At 69.3% G+C, this 23,241-nt stretch carries 18 protein-coding genes; 9 read left to right on the forward strand and 9 right to left on the reverse strand.

The annotated features are described in order from the left end of the window. Positions 1–4: 4 nt before the first annotated feature. Together GTZ93_RS29920 and GTZ93_RS29925 are read right to left on the reverse strand one after the other, a co-directional pair. The gene (locus GTZ93_RS29920) at positions 5–265 is read right to left on the reverse strand and encodes a hypothetical protein (RefSeq protein ID WP_120566442.1); all 261 of its coding nucleotides are present in this window, start codon (positions 263–265) and stop codon (positions 5–7) included. Continuing rightward, positions 265–2,562, reverse strand: coding sequence for a DNA internalization-related competence protein ComEC/Rec2 (locus tag GTZ93_RS29925; protein WP_390624953.1), 2,298 nt, complete (start codon positions 2,560–2,562; stop codon positions 265–267). Before GTZ93_RS29925 ends, GTZ93_RS29920 begins: the two co-directional genes overlap by 1 nt. 351 nt (positions 2,563–2,913) lie before the next feature. Here GTZ93_RS29925 and GTZ93_RS29930 point away from each other — a divergent pair, with 351 nt between their 5' ends. Further along, positions 2,914–3,408 carry a CarD family transcriptional regulator gene (locus GTZ93_RS29930; RefSeq protein WP_120533482.1) on the forward strand — a complete coding sequence of 165 codons (495 nt, stop codon included), beginning with the start codon at positions 2,914–2,916 and terminating at the stop codon, positions 3,406–3,408. Between the two features lie 121 nt (positions 3,409–3,529). Here GTZ93_RS29930 and GTZ93_RS29935 read toward each other — a convergent pair whose 3' ends face one another. Next, entirely contained in the window at positions 3,530–5,047 is a 1,518-nt protein-coding gene (locus GTZ93_RS29935; RefSeq protein WP_139915989.1) for an FHA domain-containing protein, read from the reverse strand. Between the two features lie 128 nt (positions 5,048–5,175). On the opposite strand from GTZ93_RS29935, the gene cysS reads away from it, so the two are divergent. The 7 genes from cysS to GTZ93_RS29970 all read left to right on the forward strand — a co-directional run bounded on the left by cysS (position 5,176) and on the right by GTZ93_RS29970 (position 15,219). Beyond that, positions 5,176–6,645, forward strand: coding sequence for a cysteine--tRNA ligase (cysS, locus tag GTZ93_RS29940; protein ID WP_139915990.1), 1,470 nt, complete (start codon positions 5,176–5,178; stop codon positions 6,643–6,645). Between the two features lie 45 nt (positions 6,646–6,690). Then, positions 6,691–8,367 carry a M28 family metallopeptidase gene (locus tag GTZ93_RS29945; RefSeq protein WP_139915991.1) on the forward strand — a complete coding sequence of 559 codons (1,677 nt, stop codon included), beginning with the start codon at positions 6,691–6,693 and terminating at the stop codon, positions 8,365–8,367. Between the two features lie 79 nt (positions 8,368–8,446). Continuing rightward, positions 8,447–10,612, forward strand: coding sequence for an excinuclease ABC subunit UvrB (gene uvrB / locus GTZ93_RS29950; RefSeq protein ID WP_257979019.1), 2,166 nt, complete (start codon positions 8,447–8,449; stop codon positions 10,610–10,612). 11 nt (positions 10,613–10,623) lie between these two features. Continuing rightward, entirely contained in the window at positions 10,624–12,564 is a 1,941-nt protein-coding gene (gene uvrC / locus GTZ93_RS29955; RefSeq protein WP_139915993.1) for an excinuclease ABC subunit UvrC, read from the forward strand. 138 nt (positions 12,565–12,702) lie between these two features. Beyond that, positions 12,703–13,221 carry a DUF507 family protein gene (locus GTZ93_RS29960; protein WP_014398200.1) on the forward strand — a complete coding sequence of 173 codons (519 nt, stop codon included), beginning with the start codon at positions 12,703–12,705 and terminating at the stop codon, positions 13,219–13,221. A 61-nt stretch (positions 13,222–13,282) separates the two neighbouring features. Beyond that, the gene (locus GTZ93_RS29965; RefSeq protein ID WP_139915994.1) at positions 13,283–14,704 is read left to right on the forward strand and encodes a hypothetical protein; all 1,422 of its coding nucleotides are present in this window, start codon (positions 13,283–13,285) and stop codon (positions 14,702–14,704) included. 164 nt (positions 14,705–14,868) lie between these two features. Next, entirely contained in the window at positions 14,869–15,219 is a 351-nt protein-coding gene (locus GTZ93_RS29970; protein ID WP_120574916.1) for a hypothetical protein, read from the forward strand. 9 nt (positions 15,220–15,228) lie between these two features. Here GTZ93_RS29970 and GTZ93_RS29975 read toward each other — a convergent pair whose 3' ends face one another. From GTZ93_RS29975 to GTZ93_RS30000, 6 genes are all read right to left on the reverse strand, one after another. Next, positions 15,229–16,560: a di-heme oxidoreductase family protein gene (locus tag GTZ93_RS29975; RefSeq protein ID WP_139915995.1), complete on the reverse strand. Its 1,332-nt coding sequence runs from the start codon at positions 16,558–16,560 to the stop codon at positions 15,229–15,231. A 20-nt stretch (positions 16,561–16,580) separates the two neighbouring features. After that, complete coding sequence (locus GTZ93_RS29980; protein ID WP_139915996.1) at positions 16,581–17,660, reverse strand: imelysin family protein; 1,080 nt, start codon at positions 17,658–17,660, stop codon at positions 16,581–16,583. Between the two features lie 59 nt (positions 17,661–17,719). After that, positions 17,720–19,030 (reverse strand): hypothetical protein, encoded by a 1,311-nt coding sequence (locus GTZ93_RS29985; RefSeq protein ID WP_257979021.1) that lies wholly within the window; start codon positions 19,028–19,030, stop codon positions 17,720–17,722. Positions 19,031–19,187: 157 nt separating this feature from the next. After that, entirely contained in the window at positions 19,188–20,159 is a 972-nt protein-coding gene (locus GTZ93_RS29990; RefSeq protein ID WP_371878354.1) for a DUF3108 domain-containing protein, read from the reverse strand. 34 nt (positions 20,160–20,193) lie between these two features. Then, positions 20,194–21,879 carry a DUF4091 domain-containing protein gene (locus GTZ93_RS29995; RefSeq protein WP_126932956.1) on the reverse strand — a complete coding sequence of 562 codons (1,686 nt, stop codon included), beginning with the start codon at positions 21,877–21,879 and terminating at the stop codon, positions 20,194–20,196. A gap of 36 nt (positions 21,880–21,915) precedes the next feature. After that, the gene (locus tag GTZ93_RS30000) at positions 21,916–22,722 is read right to left on the reverse strand and encodes a DUF3108 domain-containing protein (protein ID WP_139915997.1); all 807 of its coding nucleotides are present in this window, start codon (positions 22,720–22,722) and stop codon (positions 21,916–21,918) included. 293 nt (positions 22,723–23,015) lie between these two features. Here GTZ93_RS30000 and GTZ93_RS30005 point away from each other — a divergent pair, with 293 nt between their 5' ends. After that, positions 23,016–23,234, forward strand: coding sequence for a hypothetical protein (locus GTZ93_RS30005; protein WP_120574921.1), 219 nt, complete (start codon positions 23,016–23,018; stop codon positions 23,232–23,234). Positions 23,235–23,241 lie beyond the last annotated feature (7 nt).

Here is a 23,241-nt window from a genome sequence, read left to right on the forward strand (position 1 = left end):
CGCGTCAGGCGTGGGGCGAGATGTCCCACGGCGCATCCGCCACGGAGCGCTCCGCCGGGTCGCCCAGGAAGCGCACGAAGCCGCGGGACTCCAGCGTGTCGACGAGCTCCTCGGCCTCCAGTTCGGAGAACCGGTTGTCTCGCATGTCGAGCAGCATGTCGCGCATCAGGGACTTGCCGCGCAGGTAGCCCACGGGCTCGCCAGGGCCCAGGCGGGCCTTGAGTTGCGCGGTGAGCTGCCGGAGATCCAGGTCGTCGGAGATCATCACCGTTCAAGCTGGGCCTGCCTCCCACTCCCGGCAACGGGGGGCGGTGCGGAATCCACGCGCGGCAGGAAGGACACCAGCCGGACGTCCTCACCGTCGCTCTCCAGGGTGATGGCCCCATCGCGGTCGGTGCGCCAGCACTCGGTGCCCAGGGCCCGGTAGCGCGCCTCCACCTCCGGATGGGGGAACCCGTATCGGTTGCGCCGGCCCACGCAGAACACCGCGTGACGCGGCCGGGTGCGCTCCAGGAGCGGCGCGGTGGAGGACGTGCGCGAACCGTGGTGCGGCACCTTCAACACCGTCACCGGCCCCAGCGCCTCCTCGAGCGCGGCCTCGCCCTCCGCCTCCACGTCGCCCGCCAGCAGCACGGTGACGTCGCCATGGCGCACGCGCAGCACCACGCTCCGGTCGTTCGCGCCCTCCATCAGCTCGCGGTCCACGGGAGGCCCCAGCACCTCCAGCGTCGCCTCGCCCAGGACGAACGAGGCATGCCCCACCTCCACCTCCTCCACCGTGGCTCCCTTCGCGGCGGAGATGATCCGCCGGGACAGCGGCCCGTCCGCGCTCCCCGCGGACAGCCACAAGCGTTCGGTGGGCACCTGGGCCAGCGTCGACACGAGCCCGAGCGCATGGTCCGGATGCGGATGGGAGAGCACCGCGAGGTCCAGCCGTGACACGCCCTCCGCCTTGAGGAAGGGCAGGACGAACCGCTCCCCGGTATCCGCGCCCTCCGGAACGCCGCCCGCATCCACCAACGCATGGTGTCCCCGGGAGCGCAGCACCACCGCGTCCCCCTGGCCCACGGAGAGGAAGGTGATCCGCAGCGCGGGCTCTGGTGCGAGCACGGGCAGCAGCAGTGCGCCCAGCAAGGCCCCCGGAACGAGCAGGCCCAGCCATCGCCAGCGCCCCGCCCCCAGGGCCCAGGCGCCCAGCCCCACCGCGTACGCCCCGCCGAGCCACGGCCCCAGGCCCGGCACCTCCACCGCCGCGAAGGGCACGGCCGCGAAGACGCGCGTCAGCACGAGGAGGAGCTCCGACGCCCAGGCGCCTGCCCACAGCACCGGCGTCGCCACGACCGGCGCCACGACGAAGAGGGCCGCGCCGCCCGCCGCGAGCCCGGTGAGCACGCCACACAAGGGCAGGGCGACGATGTTGGACACGAGCCCCGCCAGGCTCACCCTTCCGAACGCCGCCGCCACCACGGGCAGACCCACGAGCGTTGCCGCGCCGCTCGCGCACAACGTCTGCGCCACGGTCTCCCGCGCCTGGGCGGCCCACCGTTTCATTCTCCGGGGCTCGGAAGGAGACGGCCGATCCAGGGGAAGGGCCTCGCGCAGCGCGGGCGACAGCAGCACCAGCCCCAGCACCGCGAGGAACGACAGCCGGAGCGACAGGTCCACGACACTGGAAGGCGTCCAGGCCACGAGCACCAGCGCCGCCAGCGACAAGCCATTCAGCCCATCCGCGCGCCGCCACAGCGACAGGCCCAGCAGCACCGCCGTGGCCATCACCGCCGAGCGCACCGCGGGCGCCTGGTTCCCCGTGAAGAGCACGTAGGCCCAGACGAAGGGCACCGCGGCCGGAGCCGCCCAGCGCCGTGCCTCCAGCGTCCGCCAGCGTCCACCCAGCCGCACCATCCCCCGCCTGAGCAGCGCGAGCGTCATCAGCGCGAGCGCCGCCACGTGAAGCCCGCTGACACTGAGCACATGCGCGAGCCCCGCCCGCGAGAACGCGTCCTCCCAGGAGGCATCCAGGTCCGCGCGCTGCCCGGCGGCCAGCGTGAGGAACAGCGCCGCCGCGTCCGCCGAGGGCGCCACCCCATGTACCGCCGTCGTCAGCCGTCCGCGCACGTCCTCCAGCGCGAGCCGCCACGAGGGGGCAGGGGAGAGCGCCAGCACGCGCCCCGGAACGAAGCCGCCCGTGAAGGCCACGCCCTGCCGCCGCCGCGCCGACGAGAAGTCCCGCTCGCCCGGATTCGAAGGAGGCGCATCCGGCACGAGCCGCGCTTCCACCCGCACGCGCTGCCCGGGGTGCAATTCCAGACCCTCACCTCGTCCGGAAAGGCTGACGCGGAAGCGGGCGGCGGCCGGAGGCTCTGGAATCAGCCCCGCGCGGGCCACAACGAGCCGCAGTCTCACGGCGCCATCGAAGCGCTCCACGCGCTCCAGCTCGCCTTCAAGGACCGCGCTGCCGCCTTCTTTCAGGGAGGGAGGGAGGTCGACCCGGGCCTCCAGGGCGGAAAGCCCCGCGCCTGTCAGGGCCAGCGCGCCGAGCACCGCCAGATGCGCTCCAGGCAAGGGGCCGAGCGCCACGCCCAACCCACCCAGGCAAAGCGCGCAGAGGAGAAATACCCCGGCGAAGCTCTCTGTTCCGGTTGCCCAGAGGGCGCCGAGCAAGAGGCTCAGCGCTGGAAAGAACAACGGACGCGTACCCAGGTCGCGCCACGAATAACAAACCAACACCCACCCCCACCCACCGCCCCGTCCGTCTCGCAGCGCTCACACCGAGCGACACCGCACACAAAACCGGACACCGTAGTGTGGCTGTCATCGGGTGGTCAAGGCGATTTCGTTGCCCGTGGATGTAGTTTGTGGTAGTAGTGGCGGGCGTGAAGGCCGGGGTCGAAGCTTTCTCCAAGGAGGCAGTTAGTGCAGACCAGCTTCAAGACTGGTGACAAGGCGGTTTATCCGGGCCAGGGCGTCGGTGAGGTGATGGGCATCGAGCACACCGAGGTCGCCGGGCAGCGCCAGTCGTTCTACGTGCTGCGCATCCTGGAGAACGGGATGCGGATCATGATCCCGATCAACAAGGTCGGATCGGTCGGCCTCCGGGAAATCATCAGCGAAGAGGACGTCAAGCAGGTCTATTCCATCCTCCGCGAGAAGGACATCTCCGTCGACTCCACCACGTGGAACCGCCGGTACCGCGAGTACATGGAGAAGATCAAGACGGGCTCCGTCTTCGAAATCGCCGAGGTGCTCCGCGACCTCTACCTGCTCAAGGGCGACAAGGACCTGTCGTTCGGCGAGCGCAAGATGCTCGATACGGCGCGCTCCCTGTTGATCAAGGAGCTGTCGCTGGCCAAGGACTGCACCGAGGAAGAGGTCGAGTCCGACCTGAAGAAGATCTTCAACCTCGCCTGAGTCCCCGCGTGACGCGAAGGCCCCAGAGGCTGTCGCGTTCGCACCCCGCGCCCCGGGTTCCCTCGATGGAATCCGGGGCGTCGTGTTTCTGGAGCCCGGCACGCGCCAGGCGCCATGCGCATCAAGGCGCCTGGGTGGCCAGTGCCGCCAGCTGTGAGCGGGCCTCGGCGTTGTCCGCGTCGTACTCGAGCGCGGCGGTGAAGGCCGCGCGGGCGTCGGCGAAGCGCTGGGCCTGAACGGCTTCCTGGCCCATGCGCACGTACAGCCCAACGAGCTGGCGGCGGAGGGCGACCCCCTGACGGCTCCAGCCCTGGGACAGCTCCTTGTCCGCCCGCACGGCGGCGCTGAGCGCATCGAGCGCCCGGGGACGGTCCTTCTGCTCCAGGGCGGTCCGGGCCGTGGCCTCGGCGGTCTGGAAGCGGGTGAGCTGTTGCACCAGGGGCGTGAGGTTCGCGCGCTTCGCCTGGGCCAACGCCCCGGCGACGTCACCAGATTCATAGCGAGCGAGGATGTCCGCGCGCTGGCGCTCGTCCGGAGGCCCCGCCTGTTCGGTCAAGGGCAGGGATTTCCGTCCGGACGCGGCAGCGACCTGGCCCGCGCTCGAAGAGAGCGTATGGGGTTCGCCCGCCTTCGCGGCCCCCGAGCCCTTCGCGACCTCCTGGGCGCTCGGAGCGGCGTTCCTCGATGTCGCCCCGGTGCTCGGATGCAGGCCGCGCGCGATGTCCGAGGCACTCGGAGACACCTGGCCCGATTGAGCCCTTCGCGAGATGTCCGAAGCGCTGAGGTCCTTCGCCGCTCCCAGGCTCCCGTGATTGGCATCCTTCGCGGGCGCCGCCTCGGTCTCCTGGGCTTCCTTCGCGGGCGCCGCTGGAGTCCTGGGGGGCTGAGCGGGCGCGCCTTCCACCGGAGCCCGTGCGGGACTCCGGTCCGCCGTCCGCATGGCCACCACGCTGATCAACGCCGCGGCCGCGGAGCCCACGACCGCCGCGGCCACCGCCACGGCGACCCCGTTCAGCCGGCGCTTCGCCATGCGAGGCCGCAGCGGATCCAGCGCCGTCCGGCTCATCGTCGGCCCGGCCCCTGAGCCGCGCAGCCGCAAGGTCGCGTTGCCCAGGCTCAGCTCGTCCCCGGGCTTGATCTCCACCTCGCCCTTGATGCGCAGGCGGTTGACGAAGGTGCCGTTCTGGCTGCCCAGGTCGCGCACCATGAAGACATTGCCTCGCCGGGTCAGCTGGGCATGGCGCCGGCTGATGGACGCATGCTGGAGCCGCAGGTCCGACGTGGAAGACCGCCCGAGCGTGATGGATCCCTGGCGCAGGGGCACGAGCTGCCCGGCACCCGGCCCGCGCTCCACGTACACGAACGCGGGCGTCAGGCCCGGATCCGAGTACTCCTTCGCCCAGTCATACCGGGGAGACAGCTCGCGGTCGGACCGGGCGCGCTCGCCCGGGCCTCGCCGCTTCGCCTTCCGGGGGCCTGCCGGATACTGGGGGACTCGCTGCGGGCGAGGATCATCCGCCTGAAGGGGGGCCACCTCGTCGTCGTCGAACGGGAGCTCCTCCGACGGGTCATCCGACGACGCCTGCTGCCCCGGAGGGCGGGGAGGGCGCGGCGGACGCTTCGGATTCGGCGGAGCCATGCGGCGATTCTCCCTATCCGACGCTTCCAACGCCAAGTGCTGGCCTGTGTGGGACCCGGGATCCTAGAGTGTGTATCGCGTTGCGCAAGTGCCGCGCCCGCCCTGTTCCCAAAGGAGGACCCTCCACCGTGGCCCCCTCATCCATCCGGCTCTTCAACACGATGTCCATGCAGAAGGAGCCGCTGGAGCCGCTCGTGCCCGGCGAAGTGAAGGTCTACGTCTGTGGGCCTACGGTCTACAGCTACATCCATATCGGGAACGCGCGCACCTTTACGTCGTTCGACGTGGTGGTCCGCTACCTGCGCTACCGGGGCTTCAAGGTGACGTACGTGCGCAACTACACGGACGTCGACGACAAGATCATCAAGGCCGCGCATGAGACGGGCGAGGCGCCCGTGGACCTGGCCTCGCGCTTCGTGGAGGCCTTCCGCGAGGACGCCCGCGCGCTGCACCTGCGCGAACCGGATGTGTCCCCGCGCGTGAGCGAGACCATCCCGGAGATCGTCGCCATCATCCAGACGCTCGTGGACAAGGGCTACGCCTACGAGGCGAAGGGCGACGTGTACTTCGCCGTCGACAAGGACGAGGACTACGCGAAGCTGTCCAAGCGCCACCTGGACGACCTGTGCCAGGGCGAGCGCGTGCATCCCGGCGACCTCAAGCGCCAGCCTTTGGACTTCGCGCTGTGGAAGACGGCGAAGCCCGGTGAGCCGTCGTGGGACAGCCCCTGGGGCAAGGGCCGTCCGGGCTGGCACATCGAGTGCTCCGCGATGAGCGAGAAGTTCCTGGGCCGCACGTTCGACATCCACGGCGGGGCGTTGGACCTCATCTTCCCCCACCACGAGAACGAGATCGCCCAGAGCGAGTCCGCCACCGGCCAGACGATGGCGAAGTACTGGATGCACTGCGGCTTCCTGGACCTGGAAGGCGCGAAGATGTCCAAGTCGCTGGGCAACGTGGTGCGCCTGCGCGACGCGCTCGCCAAGGTGGACGCGGAGGCCCTGCGCTTCTTCTTCCTCTCCACGCACTACCGCCACCCGCTCAACTTCGGAGAGAAGGCGCTCCAGGACGCGGAAGGGCGCATGGAGTACTTCTACGAGACGCTGCGCAAGGTGGACGAGCGCGTGGCGGGCAAGGACTTCGGCAAGGGCCCGCTGCACGGCGAACCCGCGCGCTTCCTCACGGAGTTCGAGTCCGCCATGGACGACGACTTCAACACCGCGAGCGCGCTGGGCGCGCTGTCCGGGCTCTTCGGCTTCATGAACGAGCTGACCGACAAGCCGCCCGTGAAGGACAAGCCGCTGGTGGGCCGCACGCTCCAGGCGCTGCGCGAGCAGGTGCGCGAAACGTCCCGCGTCCTGGGCGTCTTCGAGGACGACCCGGGCGAGTGGCTCCTGCGCCGCCGTGAGCGCGCGGTGCGTGAGCGCGGCATCGACGTGGCGGAGGTGGAGCGGTTGCTCGCCGAGCGGACCGCCGCGCGCGCCGCGAAGGACTTCGCGAAGGCGGACGAAGTGCGAGGCGCCCTCAAGACCCTGGGCGTGGACATCATGGACACGCCTGCCGGCACCTCCTGGAAGGTGGCGGCGCCCGCCTCCTGAAAACCCGCTGGGGGGCGCCCGTGCGGCCATGCTACGCACGGGCCCATGAGGCTCCTCCCCGCGCTGTTCGTCTCGCTGTGCTCGGCGTCCGTTCTGGCGGCGGGCACGCCCACCGTCACGCCGCAGGAGAAGACGGCCGAACAGGCCATCACGGCGGACCTCCTGCGCGCGCACGTCCGCTTCCTCGCGAGCGACCTGCTGGAAGGCCGCGGCCCCGGCACGCGCGGCGACGCGCTGGCGCAGGAGTACATCGCCACGCAGTTCGAGGGCCTGGGCCTCAAGCCGGGCGCGGAGGACGGCAGCTACCTCCAGCGCTTCGACCTGATGGGCATCCACAGCCGCCCGGGCCCCATGACCTTCCAGGCGAAGGAGGGCCGCGTGGAGCTCCAGCCGCGCGAGGACTTCATCGCCGTGTCCGGCGTGCAGGCCCCGGAGGCGAAGCTGGACGCGTCAGAGCTGGTGTTCGTGGGCTACGGCATCGTCGCGCCGGAGTACCAGTGGGACGACTTCAAGGGCGCGGACCTGAAGGGCAAGACGCTGGTCATCCTCAACAATGATCCGGAGGACGACCCGCGCCTCTTCGGCGGCAAGGCGCGCCTCTGGTACGGCCGCTGGGACTACAAATACGAGCAGGCGGCGAAGACGGGCGCGGCGGGCGCCATCATCATCCACACCACGCCCAGCGCGGGCTATCCGTGGCAGGTGGTGCGCACGTCGTGGACCGGAGAGCAGTTCGAACTGCCCGCGGGCGACGGGCCCCGCCTCCAGGTGAAGGCGTGGACGACCGAGGACGCCACGAAGCAGGTGATGAAGCTCGCGGGGCAGGACCTGGACGCGCTGCGAGCCTCCGCCCAGAAGCGCGACTTCCGCCCGGTACCGCTGGGCGTGACGCTGTCCCTGCGCCTGTCCAACGAGGTGCGCCGCCGGCCCACCGCGAACGTGCTGGGCCTGCTCCCTGGCAGCGACCCCACGCTGGCGAAGGAAGTGGTGCTCTACAGCGCGCACCATGATCACCTGGGCAAGAAGGACGACGGCAAGCCCGGTGAGGACGTCATCTACAACGGCGCCCTGGACAACGCGGCCGGCGTCGCCTCGATGCTGTCCGTGGCCCGCGCCTTCACCTCGCTGCCCACGCCGCCGCGCCGCTCCATTCTCTTCGCCGCGGTGGCCGCGGAGGAGTACGGCCTGCTGGGCTCCGCGTACCTCGCGGCGCATCCTCCCGTGCCCTCGGGCCGCATCGCCGCGAACATCAACGTGGACGGCGGCAACGTGCTGGGCCGCACGCGCGACATCACCGTCATCGGCCTGGGCAAGTCCTCCCTGGACACCTTCGTCACTGCGATGGCGAAGACGCAGGGCCGCACGGTGAAGGCGGATCAGCTCTCCGACCGCGGGTTCTTCTACCGCTCGGATCAATTCAACTTCGCGCGGCAGGGCATCCCCGCCGCCTACTTCGGCAGCGGCATGGACTTCATTGGCCGGCCGGAGGGCTGGGGCAAGGCGCAGCGCGGCCAGTGGGAGGCGAAGCACTACCACCAGCCCTCCGACGAGGTCCGCCCGGAGTGGGACCTGTCCGGCGCCGTGGAGGACACCCGGCTGTTCTTCCTCGTGGGCGCCCAGGTGGCGAAGGCCCCGCGGATGCCCGTGTGGAACAAGGGGGACGAGTTCGAGGCCGCTCGCCTGAAGTCCCTGGAGGCACTGAAGGCCCCGGCCGTGAAGTAGGCGGGCGCCCCGTCCTTTGTCGGACGGACGTGCACGAAGGTTCAGTACACAAGCAGCGGGGATGTTAGATCTGTCCCCTATGCCGGAGTTCGAACTCGTCAGTGAGCACAAGCCAGAAGGCGACCAGCCCAGGGCCATCGGGGAGCTGACCGAGGGCCTGCTTCGCGGCGACCGCTACCAGACCCTCCTGGGCGTCACCGGCTCGGGAAAGACGTTCACGATGGCGAACCTCATCGCCAACGTGCAGCGGCCCGCGCTGGTCATCGCGCACAACAAGACGCTGGCGGCGCAGCTATACGGTGAGTTCAAGTCGCTCTTCCCCAGCAACGCCGTCGAGTACTTCGTCTCGTACTACGACTACTACCAGCCCGAGGCCTACGTCCCGTCGACGGACACCTTCATCGAGAAGGACTCGTCCATCAACGACAACATCGAACGGATGCGCCACTCGGCGACGCACAGCCTGCGCACCCGCAGCGACGTCATCATCGTGGCCAGCGTGTCCTGCATCTACGGCCTGGGCGCCGCGCGCAGCTACGTGGACCTGGCCATCCGCGCCAGCGTGGGCGAGGACATGGGCCGCGACGGCTTCATGCGCAAGCTGGTGGAGGCCCAGTACGAGCGCAACGACCTGGACTTCCACCGCGGCACCTTCCGCGCCCGCGGCGACACCGTGGAGGTGTTCCCCGCCTACGAGGAAGAGCGCGCCGTGCGCGTCAGCTTCTTCGGCGACGAGGTGGAGCGCATCACCGAGTTCGACCCGCTGCGCGGCCAGACGCTGGGCCAGCTGGAGAAGATCGTCATCTTCCCCGCCAGCCACTACGTCGCGGGCCCCGAAGCGCGGCAGAACGCCATGCGCACCATCCGCGACGAGCTTGCCGAACAGCTCCAGAAGTTCAAGGCGGAGGGCAAGCTGCTGGAGGCGCAGCGGCTGGAGCAGCGCACCATGTTCGACCTGGAGATGATCGAGCAGGTCGGCTACTGCAACGGCATCGAGAACTACTCGCGCCACTTCACCGGGCGCGCGCCGGGTGAGTCGGCTCCATGCCTCATCGACTACTTCCCGCGCGACCTGCTGGTGCTCATCGACGAGAGCCACCAGACGGTGTCCCAGATTGGCGCCATGTACCGCGGCGACCGCGCCCGCAAGGAGACGCTGGTCAACTTCGGCTTCCGCATGCCCAGCGCGCTGGACAACCGGCCGCTGAAGTTCGTCGAGTTCGAGGAGATGGTCCCCCAGGCCGTCTTCGTCTCCGCGACCCCCGCCGAGTACGAGCTACAGAAGTCCAAGGGCGTGGTGGTGGAGCAGATCATCCGCCCCACCGGCCTCACCGACCCGGAGGTGGAAACGCGCCCCGCCGGCAACCAGGTGGACGACCTGCTGGAAGAGGTCCGCGTGCGCGTGTCGCGCAAGGAGCGCGTGCTGGTGACGACGCTCACCAAGCGCATGGCGGAGGACCTCACCGAGTACTACAGCGACGTGGGCGTGAAGGTCCGCTACCTGCACTCGGACATCGACGCCATCCAGCGCATGGCCATCATCCGCGACCTGCGCCGGGGCGAGTTCGACGTGCTCGTGGGTATCAACCTGCTGCGTGAGGGCCTGGACATCCCGGAGGTGTCGCTCGTGGCCATCCTGGACGCCGACAAGGAAGGCTTCCTGCGCAGCCACGTGTCGCTCATCCAGACCATTGGCCGTGCGGCGCGCAACGTGAACGGGCGCGTCATCATGTATTCGGACCAGATGACCGACTCCATGAAGCGCGCCATGGAGGAGACCGCGCGCCGCCGCGACATCCAGCGCGCGTACAACCTGGAGCACGGCATCACGCCGCGGTCCGTGAAGAGCAACATCACCGACTTCACGGAGAACATCCCGGACTACGACGCGGGCGCGGGCGCGCTGCCCATGGCGGCCGAAGGCGAGAACGACCTGCTGGAGCCCAAGGAGATCCAGCGTCTCATCAAGGAGTTCAGCGCCGACATGCTCAAGGCCGCGGACGAGATGCAGTTCGAGAAGGCCGCCGAGTTCCGCGACCGCGTCCAGCTGCTCAAGGACATGGACCTGGGGCTCAAGCCCGCTTCGCGCTCGCTCTTGCGCGCGCCGCCCAAGGCGGTGGACCAGCCCGGCACCACGCCCAAGAAGGGGCGGGGGCGCGGCCGTCCGTCCTCGTCGGGTAGCGGTTCTTCTGGCGCGTCCGGGGCGTCCAAGCCCTCGGCCCGTTCGCGGTCACGCAAGAACTAGCGAGGCCTGCCATGGACATCCGGCTGCAGGAGAAGCTGGACGCGCTGCCCACCGAGCCCGGCGTGTACCTGATGAAGGACAAGCGCGGGACCATCATCTACGTGGGCAAGGCCATCAACCTGCGCAGCCGCGTGCGCAGCTACTTCAACCGCTCCGGAGACACCCGCGTCTTCGTGTCCCTGCTGGACACGATGCTGGGCGACCTGGAGACGGTGCTCGTCCACAACGAGAAGGAGGCGCTGCTTCTTGAGAACGAGCTGATCAAGAAGCACAAGCCGCGCTTCAACGTCCTGCTCAAGGACGACAAGCAGTTCATCTCCCTGCGCCTGGACCGCGCCCAGTCGTTCCCCCGGCTGGAGGTGGTGCGCAAGTACGAGAAGGACGGCGCGCGCTACTTCGGCCCGTACTCCAGCGCGGGCGCCATCCGCGAAACGCTGCGCCTCATCAACCGCTTCTTCCGCCTGCGCACCTGCACGGACCACGTGCTCGCCAACCGCAAGCGGCCGTGCCTGCTGCATCAAATCGGACGGTGTCCGGCCCCGTGCGTCTACCCGGTGCCCCCGGAGGACTACCGCAAGAGCGTGGACGAGGTGGCCATGTTCCTGGAGGGCAAGGCGGGGCAGCTCATCGAAGGGCTGCGCGCGCGGATGAAGCGCGCGTCCATGGAGCTGAAGTTCGAGGAGGCCGCGCGGGTGCGTGACCAGTTGCTCGCCATCGAGCGCAGCCTGGAGCGCCAGAAGGTGGCCACCACGGACTTCAAGGACCAGGACGTGTTCGCCCTGTTCCGCGAGGGCGACCGCATCCTGTTCTACGTGCTGCACGTGCGTCAGGGCCGGCTCAACGGCGGCCAGGCCTTCCCCTTCGGCAGCCAGGAGTTCCCGAACGACGAGCTGCTCGCGTCGTTCGTGAACCTCTACTACGACCAGGGCGGCTTCGTGCCCGAGGAGGTCCTGCTGCCCCTGGAGCCCGGTGACGGCACCGACGGCCTGGAGGCCCTGCTCACGGAGCGCAAGGGCGAGCGCGTGCGCGTCTTCGTCCCCAAGCGCGGGGAGAAGCATGAGCTGGTGAACATGGCGGTGAAGAACGCGGAGCAGGCGTTCGTGGAGCGCAAGCGCACCAAGGACGAAACGGACACGGTCCTGTCCCGGCTCCAGTCCAAGCTGGGCCTGCGCAACTTCCCGCGTCGCATGGAGTGCTTCGACATCTCCCACTTCCAGAGTTCTTCCATCGTGGCCTCACAGGTGGCCGTGACGGATGGGGAGACGGACAAGTCGCGCTACCGCAAATACAAGATCAAATCGGTGGAGAAGCAGGACGACTTCGCCAGCATGTACGAGGTCATCACCCGCCGGCTCAAGCGCGGCCTGGAGGACAACGAACTGCCGGACCTGCTCGTCATCGACGGCGGCAAGGGTCAGCTCGCCAGCGCGCACGCGGCCATGAAGGACCTGGGCGTGGAGGGCGTGGACGTGGTGGGCCTGGCCAAGAGCCGCGATCAAGAAGTTTTTGACCGGGACGCGGAGAGCGCGAAGAGTCCCGAGCGCGTCTTCGTCCTGGGTCGCAAGGATCCCATCATCCTGCCGCAGAATTCAGCGGAAATGTTCATGCTGACGCGCATGCGGGACGAAGCCCACCGCTTCGCCATCACCTTCCAGGGCAAATCCATGCGCAAGAGTTCCTTGCGTTCCGCGCTGGAGGACATCCCCGGCGTGGGGGAAGGCCGGCGGAAGATGTTGCTGCGCCACTTCGGTTCTCTCAAGCGGGTGGGCGAGGCCAGCATCGAGGAGCTGACCGAGGTCGTGGGCCCGGCGATGGCCGAGCGCGTCCACGCGGGTCTGCATGGCGACCCCGAGGACGACACCGAGGACCCGGTGCGCGAGGCGTCCCTGGATGACGCTTCCGAACCCGTGCACGAAAAAGCGGATGGAGGGTCGCCACCCGGTGCGGCATGATTAAGTTCCGCTTCGGACGCCGGGGGGACTGGCCGCTGGAACCCGCGACGTTCCTAGGGTTTTTCATTGCGACCATGCTCCGCGCTGATTTATAGCGGTTGAAGATCCGAGCACGTTTGAAGAGGACGAGGGACCGACATGAGGCTGTATCCGAAGGTGATCCCGATCATCTCGCGCGAGGCCATTCAGCAGCTCATGCAGGACGGGGACATCGAGGTGGAGCCGATGCGCGTGGCCGACGCCGAGATGGATCTCTCCGCCATCATGCGCGAGTACCTCGCCAACGAAGAGCGTGTGAACCAGGCGACGCGCGAGGCCCTGGAGCGTCGGGGATATGACTACTCCAAGTTCAACCAGGTGAAGCGCGAGATGGCGGACGTGCGCGGCTTCAAGATGGGGGACGAGGGCATCGAGTACGTCATCAACCAGATGATTGAGTTCCTCCTCATCAGCCGGAACGTCGAGGAGGTCTACTCCCCCGACAACGTGCTGCGTCAGAAGATGTTCCAGGGCATGAAGAAGCACCTGGACGTCGACGACGAGATCGACCGGGAGGCCCGCTCGCGGCTGAAGCACCTGCAGGAAGGCACGAGCGCCTTCGACATCGAGTACAACAAGACGGTCGAGCAGATCCGCCGCGCCCGCGGTCTGATTTAGTCCCGGGGCGTGCCACGGCCCGCTCCGCTGCCTACCTTCAAGTTCAAGGGAGGCAGCGTCGATGGCGGGTTCAATCACGAGCATCTTGCTGTCCGGTGTCCTGGCGGCGGCGCCAGGGAGCGACGGGTTCACGTTCGAGGGCCGGGAGGCCAGCGCGAGGACCGAGCGGCCGGACGGTTACTTCTTCGAAGGTCCCCTACCGTTCAACGACTTGACCGAGCGGGGCACGGGGCAGGCGTCGTTCTCCGTGCGGGACCGGGTCGGCATGCCGAACGCGACCTTCGGTGACAAGGCGCAGCTCTCCGCGAGCCTGCGCGTGGGTGGCACCGAGTACCGCGTGGAGCTGACGCAGACGGGCTTCCCTCCAGTGCAGGCGATGTCGCCGGTGCCCGCCGGGCCGCTCCCCCCACCGCCGCCGCACCTCATCGAGGGCGGGGTGCTGATGGGCACGCCCATCTACGGCGAAACAGGCATTGGCTGGCGCGCCACGACGCGCGCGCACGCGGCGATGGCCGTCTGGGGCATTGGCAGCGTGTGGCGCAACGGGACGCTGCTGACGGACTCGGCGCTGGTGCACGCGGCGGCGTTGGACGCGGGCACGTTCTCGGATGACGACACGATGCGGCTGTTGCGCGAAGCGCGGCCTGGGGACACAGAGCTGGTGGTGGTGGTGTGGAACCTGCCGCCGCAGGCGGAGCCGCGCGGGTTCATCCAGTTCCTGTTCGACAACGTGTCCATCGAAGTGGAGGGGACGCGGGTGCCGTCGCTGGCGGTGGTGCCCACGACAGGGGAGATGCCCTCGTCGCTCGCGACGCTGACGCCGGTGGCGCCCACGGCGTTCCCGGCGGCGGTGGCGCCCATGTCCGCGCCACGCTTCGCGCAGGGCACGGGCGGCAGCGGCACGGTGGGGACGACGGGTGTCGCGACCACGGCGGGGCCGGGGACCGGCGCGGTGATTCCGGAGGTGGGCGCGGCGGGGACGACGACGGTCATCCTGCCTTCGGCGCCCGCCCTGCCTTCGGAGGCGCCTTCGACGTACAGCGGGTCGTTCGCGCCCTCGGCGCCCACCAATCCGCCCTCGGTGGTGTCGGGAGTTACGCCGGGCTCCGCGGCCCCGGTGGGGCAGGGGACGTTCGCCACGCCGCCGACGGTGGCGGGCGTGTCCGTGGGGGGCTTCACCGCGCCGCAGATGTCCGCGCCGGACTTCAACAACTTCGTGGGCACCAGCCAGGTGAGCCCGGGCATCCTCGCCACGGTTCCCCCGCTGTCGCAGTCCGCCAGCACGCCGGCGTCGCCCATCCTGGGCACGCCCGCGCCGCTCAACACCGGAACGCCCGGGCCGCTCCTGGGGACGCCCGCGCCGCTCAATTCCTCGCCGAGCATCGCGTTGCCGGCCACCCCGTCCCCGGCCAACGCCGCGCCCGCCACGGCTCCCGCGGCGGCCCCGGCACCGGCGGGTGGTGCCGCGGGGCCCGCGCCCTGAGGGAGTGTCGCGACGCCGCCGTGACCTGCCCGCCCGATGCGATTCAAACCTGTCCGACAGTCGGACAGGTTCGCGAGCCGCGCCTCTGACGGGGCCGCGTTTCGCACCGGCGGGCAGGGGGTGGGAAAATTGACCGGGCGCTACGGACCTGTAGCGTCCTGAGCATGCCCCCTCCCGTGGCAGCCCTCGCCACCCCCGCGATGTTGCGCCGTACCGACCCCGTTCGCGGGGCCGTGGAGCGCCTGGCCCGGACGCTGCCCGTGCGCGAGGACGCCACCGTCCTGCTGGACTTCGTGGAGGACGACCTCCGCGAGGGCCTGGATGCCCTGGGCGACGTGCAGGCGCACTTCTACGATCTGCTCCTGGCCCTCCACCGCGAGACACTCACGCCGGTCGCCCTGATGAACGCGGGCGAGAACCTGCACGTGCTCCAGCGCCTGGAGGACCTGAACGAGGTGGTGACGCAGCTGCGCCGCCGCCTGTCGCAGGCCGCCGGGATGATCCGCAACGGCTGAGGCCGGGCGCTACATCGACTGGAGGAAGCGCACCAGCGCGTCCCGGTCGCTGGCGGACAGGTTGCGGAACCCCTCCCGCGCCCGCTCCGCCTCACCGCCGTGCCACAGCACGGCCTCTTCCAACGTCCGGGCCCGCCCGTCGTGCAGGTAGCCCGAGTACGGAAGAATCGTCTGCGTCAGCCCCAGGCCCCACAGGGCCGCGGTGCGCCACTCGGTGCCGGTGGCGTCCCCATCCGGCCGCCCGTCCGCCAGGTCCGCGCCCATGTCGTGCAGCAGCAGGTCCGTGTACGGGTGGATGCGCTGATGCGACAGCTCCGCTACCGGGTGCTCCCCGGTCTCCAGCGTGTCGCGGTGGCACTTCACGCAGCCCAGGTCCTTGAACTTCGTCTCGCCGCGCTTCACCGCCGCGTTGTCCAGCGCCGTGCGCGCCGGCACCCCGAGCGACTGCGCGTAGAACACCGCTGAGTCCAGCGTCTTCATGGGCAGCTCGAAGCCGCCCCCCGCGTCCGGGAAGAGGGGATTCGTAATCCCCATGTCGTTGAAATAGGCCTCCGCTGACTGCTGCCGCAGGTTGGGGCTGTTCGCCTTCCACCCGAAGCGCCCCGGCACCAGCGCGAGCGCCTGCACGTCCCACACGGTGTTCAGCCGGCCGGAAATCCCGTCGCCGTTCGCATCCGTGGGGTCTTCCTGGGCCCGCAGCGTGGCCAGGTCCACCGCTTCCAGCAGTCCCAGGCCCACCACCGGCGGCGGCAGGCGCAGCGACGTGAGCATGCCCGCGGGCGGAGACGACCCGTCCGGCATCACGATGGTGATGCGCGGCGCGCGCAGGCCATACGCCGTCCCGTCCGCGTACTTCCCCGCGCGCTCCTCCCACGCGAGCGTCACGGTGGCCTCCGGCGACGCGCGGTAGACGGCCTGGTCTTGAATCTGGAGCCCCAGCCCGGGCACCGGCACCGAGCCGTTCGGGTGCTCTGGCGTGCCGTCCGGAAGGCTCACGCGCACCAGCAACTGCGTGCGCGTCGGTCCGCCCCCCATCACCGGCATGCCTCGCCCGTTGCGCAGGTGACAGCCATTGCAGGAGGCGTTGTTGTACGCGGGCCCCAACCCCGGGTTCACCGGGGCGGGGCCGGGCACGAAGACGGCCGCGAAGGCGGCGTCGCCCTCGCGGTGAAGCGCTTCATGCTCCGTGGTGAGGTTGGGGGCGGGCTGCGCGAACGCTCGCGACGTGCGGTCGTCGATGGTCGTGTCGCCCCCCGCGCGTGGCGAAGCCCCCGGGGCTTCGGCTTCCGTGCCGCAGCCCGCGAGCCACAGCGACATTCCGAGTCCCAGCGTCTGTCGCATCGCGTTCCCCCGCTCCCACATCAGGGAAGGATGATAGCCTTCACGTCCACCTGGAAGGTGTCGTGCAGCTTGCGGATGGCGGCCTGCGCACCCTCGATTTCATCCGCGGAGGCCGGGTCCTTGATGGACACCGGGAACGGCTCCGGCACCTTGCCCAGCGCCGCGATGGCCGCCGCGATCTCCGCCTTCACGCGCGTGTCCAGCGCCGCGTCGCGCTCCTTCACCACGTCCGACATGGACAGGCCCTTCTGCGCGGTCTCCGGGCGGTGGCCCAGGTAGACGTTCTCCACGCTGCGCATGTTGTTGGTGAAGTCAGACAGCGAGTTGAGCGCGAACTGGCTCTCCACCAGGTTCGCGTCCTTCGCGTCGTACGGGTCGGCGATCTTCCCGTTGGCCACCTCGTCCAGGATGACCAGGATGCCGCCCAGCATCTCCTGCGCGCCCGCCTCCACCGTGGGGTACGCCGTGTTGCCAGACTCACCCGCGGTGGCCAGCGTGTCGCGGTACGGCGCCTGGCCGTTCACGCCCGTCGTCCAGGACGCCGCCAGGTTGCCGGACACCGCCTTCAGCTCCGCCGTCAGCGCGAGCAGGTACTCGAACTGGCGCGCGTTGAACTCCTCCGGCTTCTTCACCTGGCCCTCGCCGAAGAGCAGGTACTCCGTCGTGTGGAAGCCCTTCTGCGTCTCCTGCAGGTTGCTCACGTACTGCTGGGACAGCGTGTCGTTGTTGCCGAGCACCGCGTCCAGGTCCGTGCGGTTCACCGGCCAGCTGTCCATCGCCGGGTCCCACCCGTTGCTGTCCACCGGCCCGAACAGGAAGGACTCGCTCTGCTCCCACGGTACGCGCGCGGCGAACCACGCGTCCTGTGCCCCCTTCAACGTCGTCGTGCTCGGGGCGTTCCTCAGCGCCTGCGCCGCCGCGTCCAGCTCAATCATGCGCGTGGCGAGCAGGTTGTACGTGGGCACCACCAGGTTGTCGGCGAAGTTCACGACGAGCTGCTGATCCAACGACTCCAGGTTGGTGTCGTCGTCATCGCCACAGGCGCCCATCAGGAGCGCTCCGCCCACGAGCAGGGAGAGTTTCAGGGAACGGGAGGACATGGGGTGTACCTTCAATGCCTTTCTTTGCGACAGCGTTTGAGACAGTCGGGGATGGCGGATCAGTAGACGAAGCCCGTCGACATCCGGAGCGCGTTCTCAGGCCGGAAGACGGAGCTGCCCATGCGCCGCTGGCTGAAGTCGAGCTTCAGCACGGCGAGCCCCGCGAGCGTGTAGCTGGTGCCCACCGTGTAGACGGTGCGCTCGAAGCGGGGGTTGTCGAACAGCTCGGCGCGGGGCTTGAACTGCGAATCCATGTAGTCGATGCGGACGTAGGGCTCCAACCGGTGGTTCCCGTCGAGCCCCAGCCAGGGCGCGATGTCGTAGCCCAGCTCGCCCCACGCGGAGAGCGCGTTGTCGGACACCGGCGTGCGCAGCACGTTGAGCAGGTTGGACAGACGCGCGTTGCGCGCGGACACCGCCGCGGCGTTGCCCAGGTGGCCGTACATCACCATCGCGTGCGCGCGCCACCGGTTGCGATTCACCGACAGGTGCACGTCCGCGATGAACAGGGGCGCGCTGATGTAGCCGCACGGCGCCACCATGTTGGGGTTCGCGTCGTCGCACTGCTTCACCAGGTCCGGCTTGGGCCGGTTGCGCGTGGTGCCGCCGTAGTACGCGGACACGCCGAAGTTGAAGCCCTCGAAGCGCCGCACGTCCGCGCGCAGCACCCCCGCCAGGTCCGACGCGCGCACCAGCTCGAAGCGCTGCTGCAGGCCCGTGGCCACCCACGTATTCGAATTGAAGCCCGTGGAGTCCAGCCCGTTCACCACCTGCCCGGTGAGCCGCACGCCCCAGGGCGTGTCCCATCGCAGCTGCATCCCCATGTCGTTCCACGTGTTGGGGATGATGCGCGTCTCCGCCTCGGAGCGGATGGTGGCCAGGTAGGACGTGGGCAGGTAGTCCGCGAAGAGCGTGCCCACCGCGACGTAGAAGCGGCCCACGGACACCTCCACGTCCCGGCCCAGCTTCTTCGTCAGGTACAGCTCCTCCACCAGCGCTTCACCGGCCTTCTCCACGTCGGTGTCGAACTCACCGAACTCCTCGTACTCCAGCTCCATCGCCGCGCCCGCGCCGCCGTGCTCGAACTCCACCTCGAACTCGGCCTCGAGCCCGTACTCCGGCAGCCCCGCTTCCAGCTCCAGCACCAGGCGCGTCGTGTCGAACACGAGCCGCGAGTCCTTCTGCGAGCCGTTCGCCCGGTTCTGGTTCTCGCCGTAGTTGAAGTACGCGAACTGGAGGTCCGCGTACGCGTTCACGGACAGGTCCAGCTTCGGCTTGCTGCCTACCGTCAGGACGCGGTCCTTCTCGTTCTCACCGACGCGGCCTTCGTCGGCGCGGGCCGCGGAAGGCATCAGGAACAGGGGGCGCACAGCAAACTCAGGAGGGGGTTCAAGTGTTGGGGACGCATCGAGCGGCGCGCACCCTATGTTCGGATTTTTGACTTTGCAAATCATTATCAATTTCGAGGCAATGAAAAGCCCGCGCTCCCAGCGGGAGGCGGGCCTGGGGCGGGGGCTCAACCCCGCGTCACCACTTGAGATCTTCCTTGCCCTGAGCCTCCAGGGGTTTTTCACCGGGGCGCTTCACGCCGGTCAGCGTCAGACGCACCGCACCCAGGTCGATGGCGCCCACGGCGGCCAGGGGGAGGCGGCGGTCGTCGTCGGAAATCCACACGTGGATGTCGCGCGTCTGCGACGGCCGGTCGATGCGCACGGCGGTGCCGGCCAGGTGCCAGGCGTCGAACTCGCCCAGGGGCAGCGACACGTGCTCGCGCTCCACCACGGTGGCCGTCATGCGCCACATGCGACGGATGCCGTACACGTCGAAGCACACCGGCATGTCCTTCTTCAGGGGCAGCTGGCGGATGAGGTAGATGGCGCCCGCGACGTCCAGGCCGTCCTTGTCGTAGGCGTAGTCGAAGTGGCCCTTGGGGCGATCCCCAATCTGGTAGTCCACCTTGACGCTCTTGTCCTGCGCGCTGAAGTCCACGTTCACCTTGCGGCGCTGCTCGTTCTCCACGGCCTCCTCGGTGTAGCGCGAGGGGCGCAGCGTCTTGGGGTGCAGGTAGCTGGTCGCGCTGCCGCGCACGCGGCGCACCTTGGAGAACAGCGTGTTCGTCTGAGCCTCCACCAACACCGGCAGCGAGCCGTTGGCGGGGCGCTGCACGCGCATGGTGAGCTTGCCCGCCTTCGCGCCCATGGCGTCCATGTCGAACTCGAGCAGCTCCCCCGGCTTGAAGGCCAGCGGGGAGCGCAGCACGGGCAGGCCCTGCTCACACGGCTTCACCGCGACCACGGGCTCGTCCGGGGCCGGGGTGGAGGACGCGTCGCCGGTGTTCTCCGCAGTCGCCGCGGGCTTCGCCGGGTCGGAGGGGTCCGTCACCGTCGGGAGCCTGGAGGGACTCAGGATGTTGATGGGACGGGGCTGGGCCTCCTGGGCCTGTCCCGGGATGGCGCCAAGAGCGCTGAAGGCGAGGCAGGCCGCGACGAGGGTGCGCATGGGCTTCATTCTGCTTCCTCCCAGGGGGGAGTGACTACGGGGTTCCCCCGGAAGTCCGACGTCCGGAGCGCTTCGCTTGTTCAGCCGATTTCCGCTTCACGATGCGCTCGGTCACTTCCTTGCGCACCGCTTCCCATTCCGCCGGGTCCCGCGTGATTTCGTACCCGGACTTCGCCAGCCGCTTCGCCGCCGCCTTGGCGAAGGCGCCGTCGCCCAGGGAGGTGAGCAGGCGCAGGTATTCGTAGTCCTCCAGGCCGTCACGGATGTGTTTCAGCCGCAGGGAGACCACGGGTTGATGCTGCGTGCCCCCCAGCTTCGCGGGTGTGCCCGGGTAGAAGAGGGTGCCGTCGCCGTTGCCGCCGAACTCGAAGAGGTCCGCCCAGACATCCTTCTTCGTGTTGTAGGCGAAGACGGTGTCGAAATAGAGCTCGCCGTCCACGCCGCTTTCGAAGGCCAGAGGGCCCATGGCGCGGTTGAGCGGGGCAGGGTGGTCCACCATGTACGAGGCCCAATCGCTGTACGCCTTGTCCAGCGCCCTGTCCGGCGGCGGGCCGCCCGTGCAACCATGGGCCATACAGCTCTGGTACCACCACACCTTCGCGCGCGAGCTCAGCTTCGTGCGAGCGGTCGAGGCGTTGGCCACGTTGTGGCACGTCTGCGGGCCTTCGCGCGGGTAGAAGCAGTTGATGATGGGCGTGAGGATGTCCACGGAGCCCATGAGCGCGGGATTCAGCGACGTGGTGACGAGCACCGGGATGTCCCCCCCCGCGTCGCGCACGCGCTTGGACTGCGCCTTCACCAGCGGGAAGTCCGCGGGCTTGGGTTCGTCCTTGGCGTAGAAGAAGAGCTGCGCCTTCCAGCCCTTGTCCTCGAAGTGCTTCTGGAAGGCGCGGTAGTACGCGCTCTTCTCCGCGTCCGTGGAGGCCTTGCGGTTGTCACGCACGTCCGCCGTGGTGAAGCGCGCGCCGGAGGGCAGCACGCTTCCGTCCAGGAAGGGTCCCATCTCCGCGTCGTACGCGGTCCAGTCCAGCACCGCGCGGCCGTCCTGGAACTTCACCGGCGGCGGGTCCATGCCCATGCCGTGCGCGCTCACGCGGTGCTCCAGCAGCGCCTTGCCGTACTCGCGCAGGAGCGCCTTCGCCTCCGGAGACTCCGCCGGGATGCCGTGCCCCTTCGCGATGCTGTACAGCGAGATGCCGAAGCTGTTGGGCAGCGACGACGTCGCGGGCAATTCGAAGGGCTGCACCTCCACGCGGAAGGGAACGGCCGGCAGTTCCTTTCCATCCACCGCCGCGCTCAGACTCCCCGCATAGGTGCCCGGGGCCTGCTTCGCCGGAACGCAGACCTCCACGTAGACGACCGTCGGATGTCTGGGATTGGCGGGCGCCGACAGGGGCACCAGGGCGTCGGGCCACGGGCCCGTCTTGCCCTCGCCGTTGGAGGGCGTCTTCACGTCCAGGTAGGCCTCGCGCCACGCGTCCACGGTGAGCGGCGCGCCCGGCCCCTTGAGGGCCAGGGGCTTCATCGTCACGCGCGTCACGCCCTGGGGGAGCACCAGCTGCGTGCCCTCGCATTCACCCCGGGCCGCGCTGAGGCGGGCCTCCTTCGCGCCCTTCGGCGTCGCGTCCGGCCGCACCTTCACCAGCGGCGACACCACCTGCACTCCGCCCGGCGCGGCGGAAAGCGCCGCCGCCACTGCCCATGCCCAACCCACGCCCATGCCCCCTGCCTTCCCCTGGTTGGCGGACGACGCTTTTCAGTCGCCCGAGTTGTCCGCCCGGGCCACCGCCACCACGCGGCCCGGCTTGTAGTCCGTCAGCTCCGCCACGACGGTGCCCAGCGCGAAGTCCGCTTCGATTCGCACCGGCACGTGATGCGCATCCGCGCTGAGGTACGCCACCAGGTCGCGCTTGGATTCCAGCTTGCCGCCGAAGTCGGTGTGCACGCGCACGCGGAAGGTGTCTCGCGCTCCCGCGGGCGTCGTCACCGTCTCGCGGCCCTCCACCGTGGCGCTCATGGTGAACTGCTTGCTGCCGGTGAACACCGGGTAGGAGTAGGAGCGGCCCACCACCAGCTCCTGGCCGCGCAGCGCGAACGTCGCGCCCGCCACGTCCATGGTGCCCTCGGGCAGCGTGTGCTCGGACTCGCGCGGCGGGTCGCTCTCCTTCTGCTTGATGACCTTCGCGCCCGCTCCGTCCGCGGAAAGCTGGATGCGCTGGCGGCGGCGCTTGCGGTTCTCCTCCGAGTGCAGGTCGCTTCCCGTCACCCGCTGGGTGCCCGCGTCCCAGTACGACACGAAGCGGCTCTTGAGCGGGTAGACGCCCACCAGGTCGTCCGACTTCGCCATGGACACGATGGGCCACACGCTCTGGCCCCACTGCGTCATGGGTGCGCCCACCGTCACCGTCGCCGTGCCGGCCGTCAGCCCCAGGTAGCGCACCCGGTACTGGGCCTGCTCACCCGGGCCAAACGCCGCGCCGGTGGGCTCCTGGGCATGCGCCAGCGTGGACCCCAAGAGTCCCACCACCGCCGCCGTGAACCCCCACCTGGACAGACTGCGCATCGAGTGTGCTCCCTTGCTTGCAAGTTAGGTGGCCGGCCCGCCCAAGCCAACCGCGCCCCTCAACCACCCCCGCCACCGGACATTTCCAGGACGGGCGGCCGTGGGACAGCATTCAAAGCCGTCTGGCCGCCCTCCGGACGCGCCTGGGAAAGACTGACAGGGGACGGAAATGGCGGCCCGCAGGGGTACACGCCCGCAAGGGTCGCTGACAAATGGCGGACAGTCCGGCGCGCCTGCCTGGATGCCTGGCAGGGCACCCCCGGACGCAACGCCCGGTGCTAGCGTCCGGGGCCATGGCCAACGACTTCCACTTCGACGACGACGACTTCGCCAAGGACTCGGGCTCCGGCGGCAGCCGCGTGTTGAAGGAGTTCGACTGTCCCGGCTGCAACGCCAACAACCCCGTGGACGAGACGTTCACCGACGGGGACGAGGTGCGCTGCAACTACTGCGGCTGCGAGTACAAGGCGCTCGTCAACCAGGAGGGGCGGGTGCGGTTCCGCGAGCTGTGAGCGGGCT

It is taken from the genome of Corallococcus exiguus (assembly GCF_009909105.1).
Lineage (GTDB): Bacteria > Myxococcota > Myxococcia > Myxococcales > Myxococcaceae > Corallococcus > Corallococcus exiguus.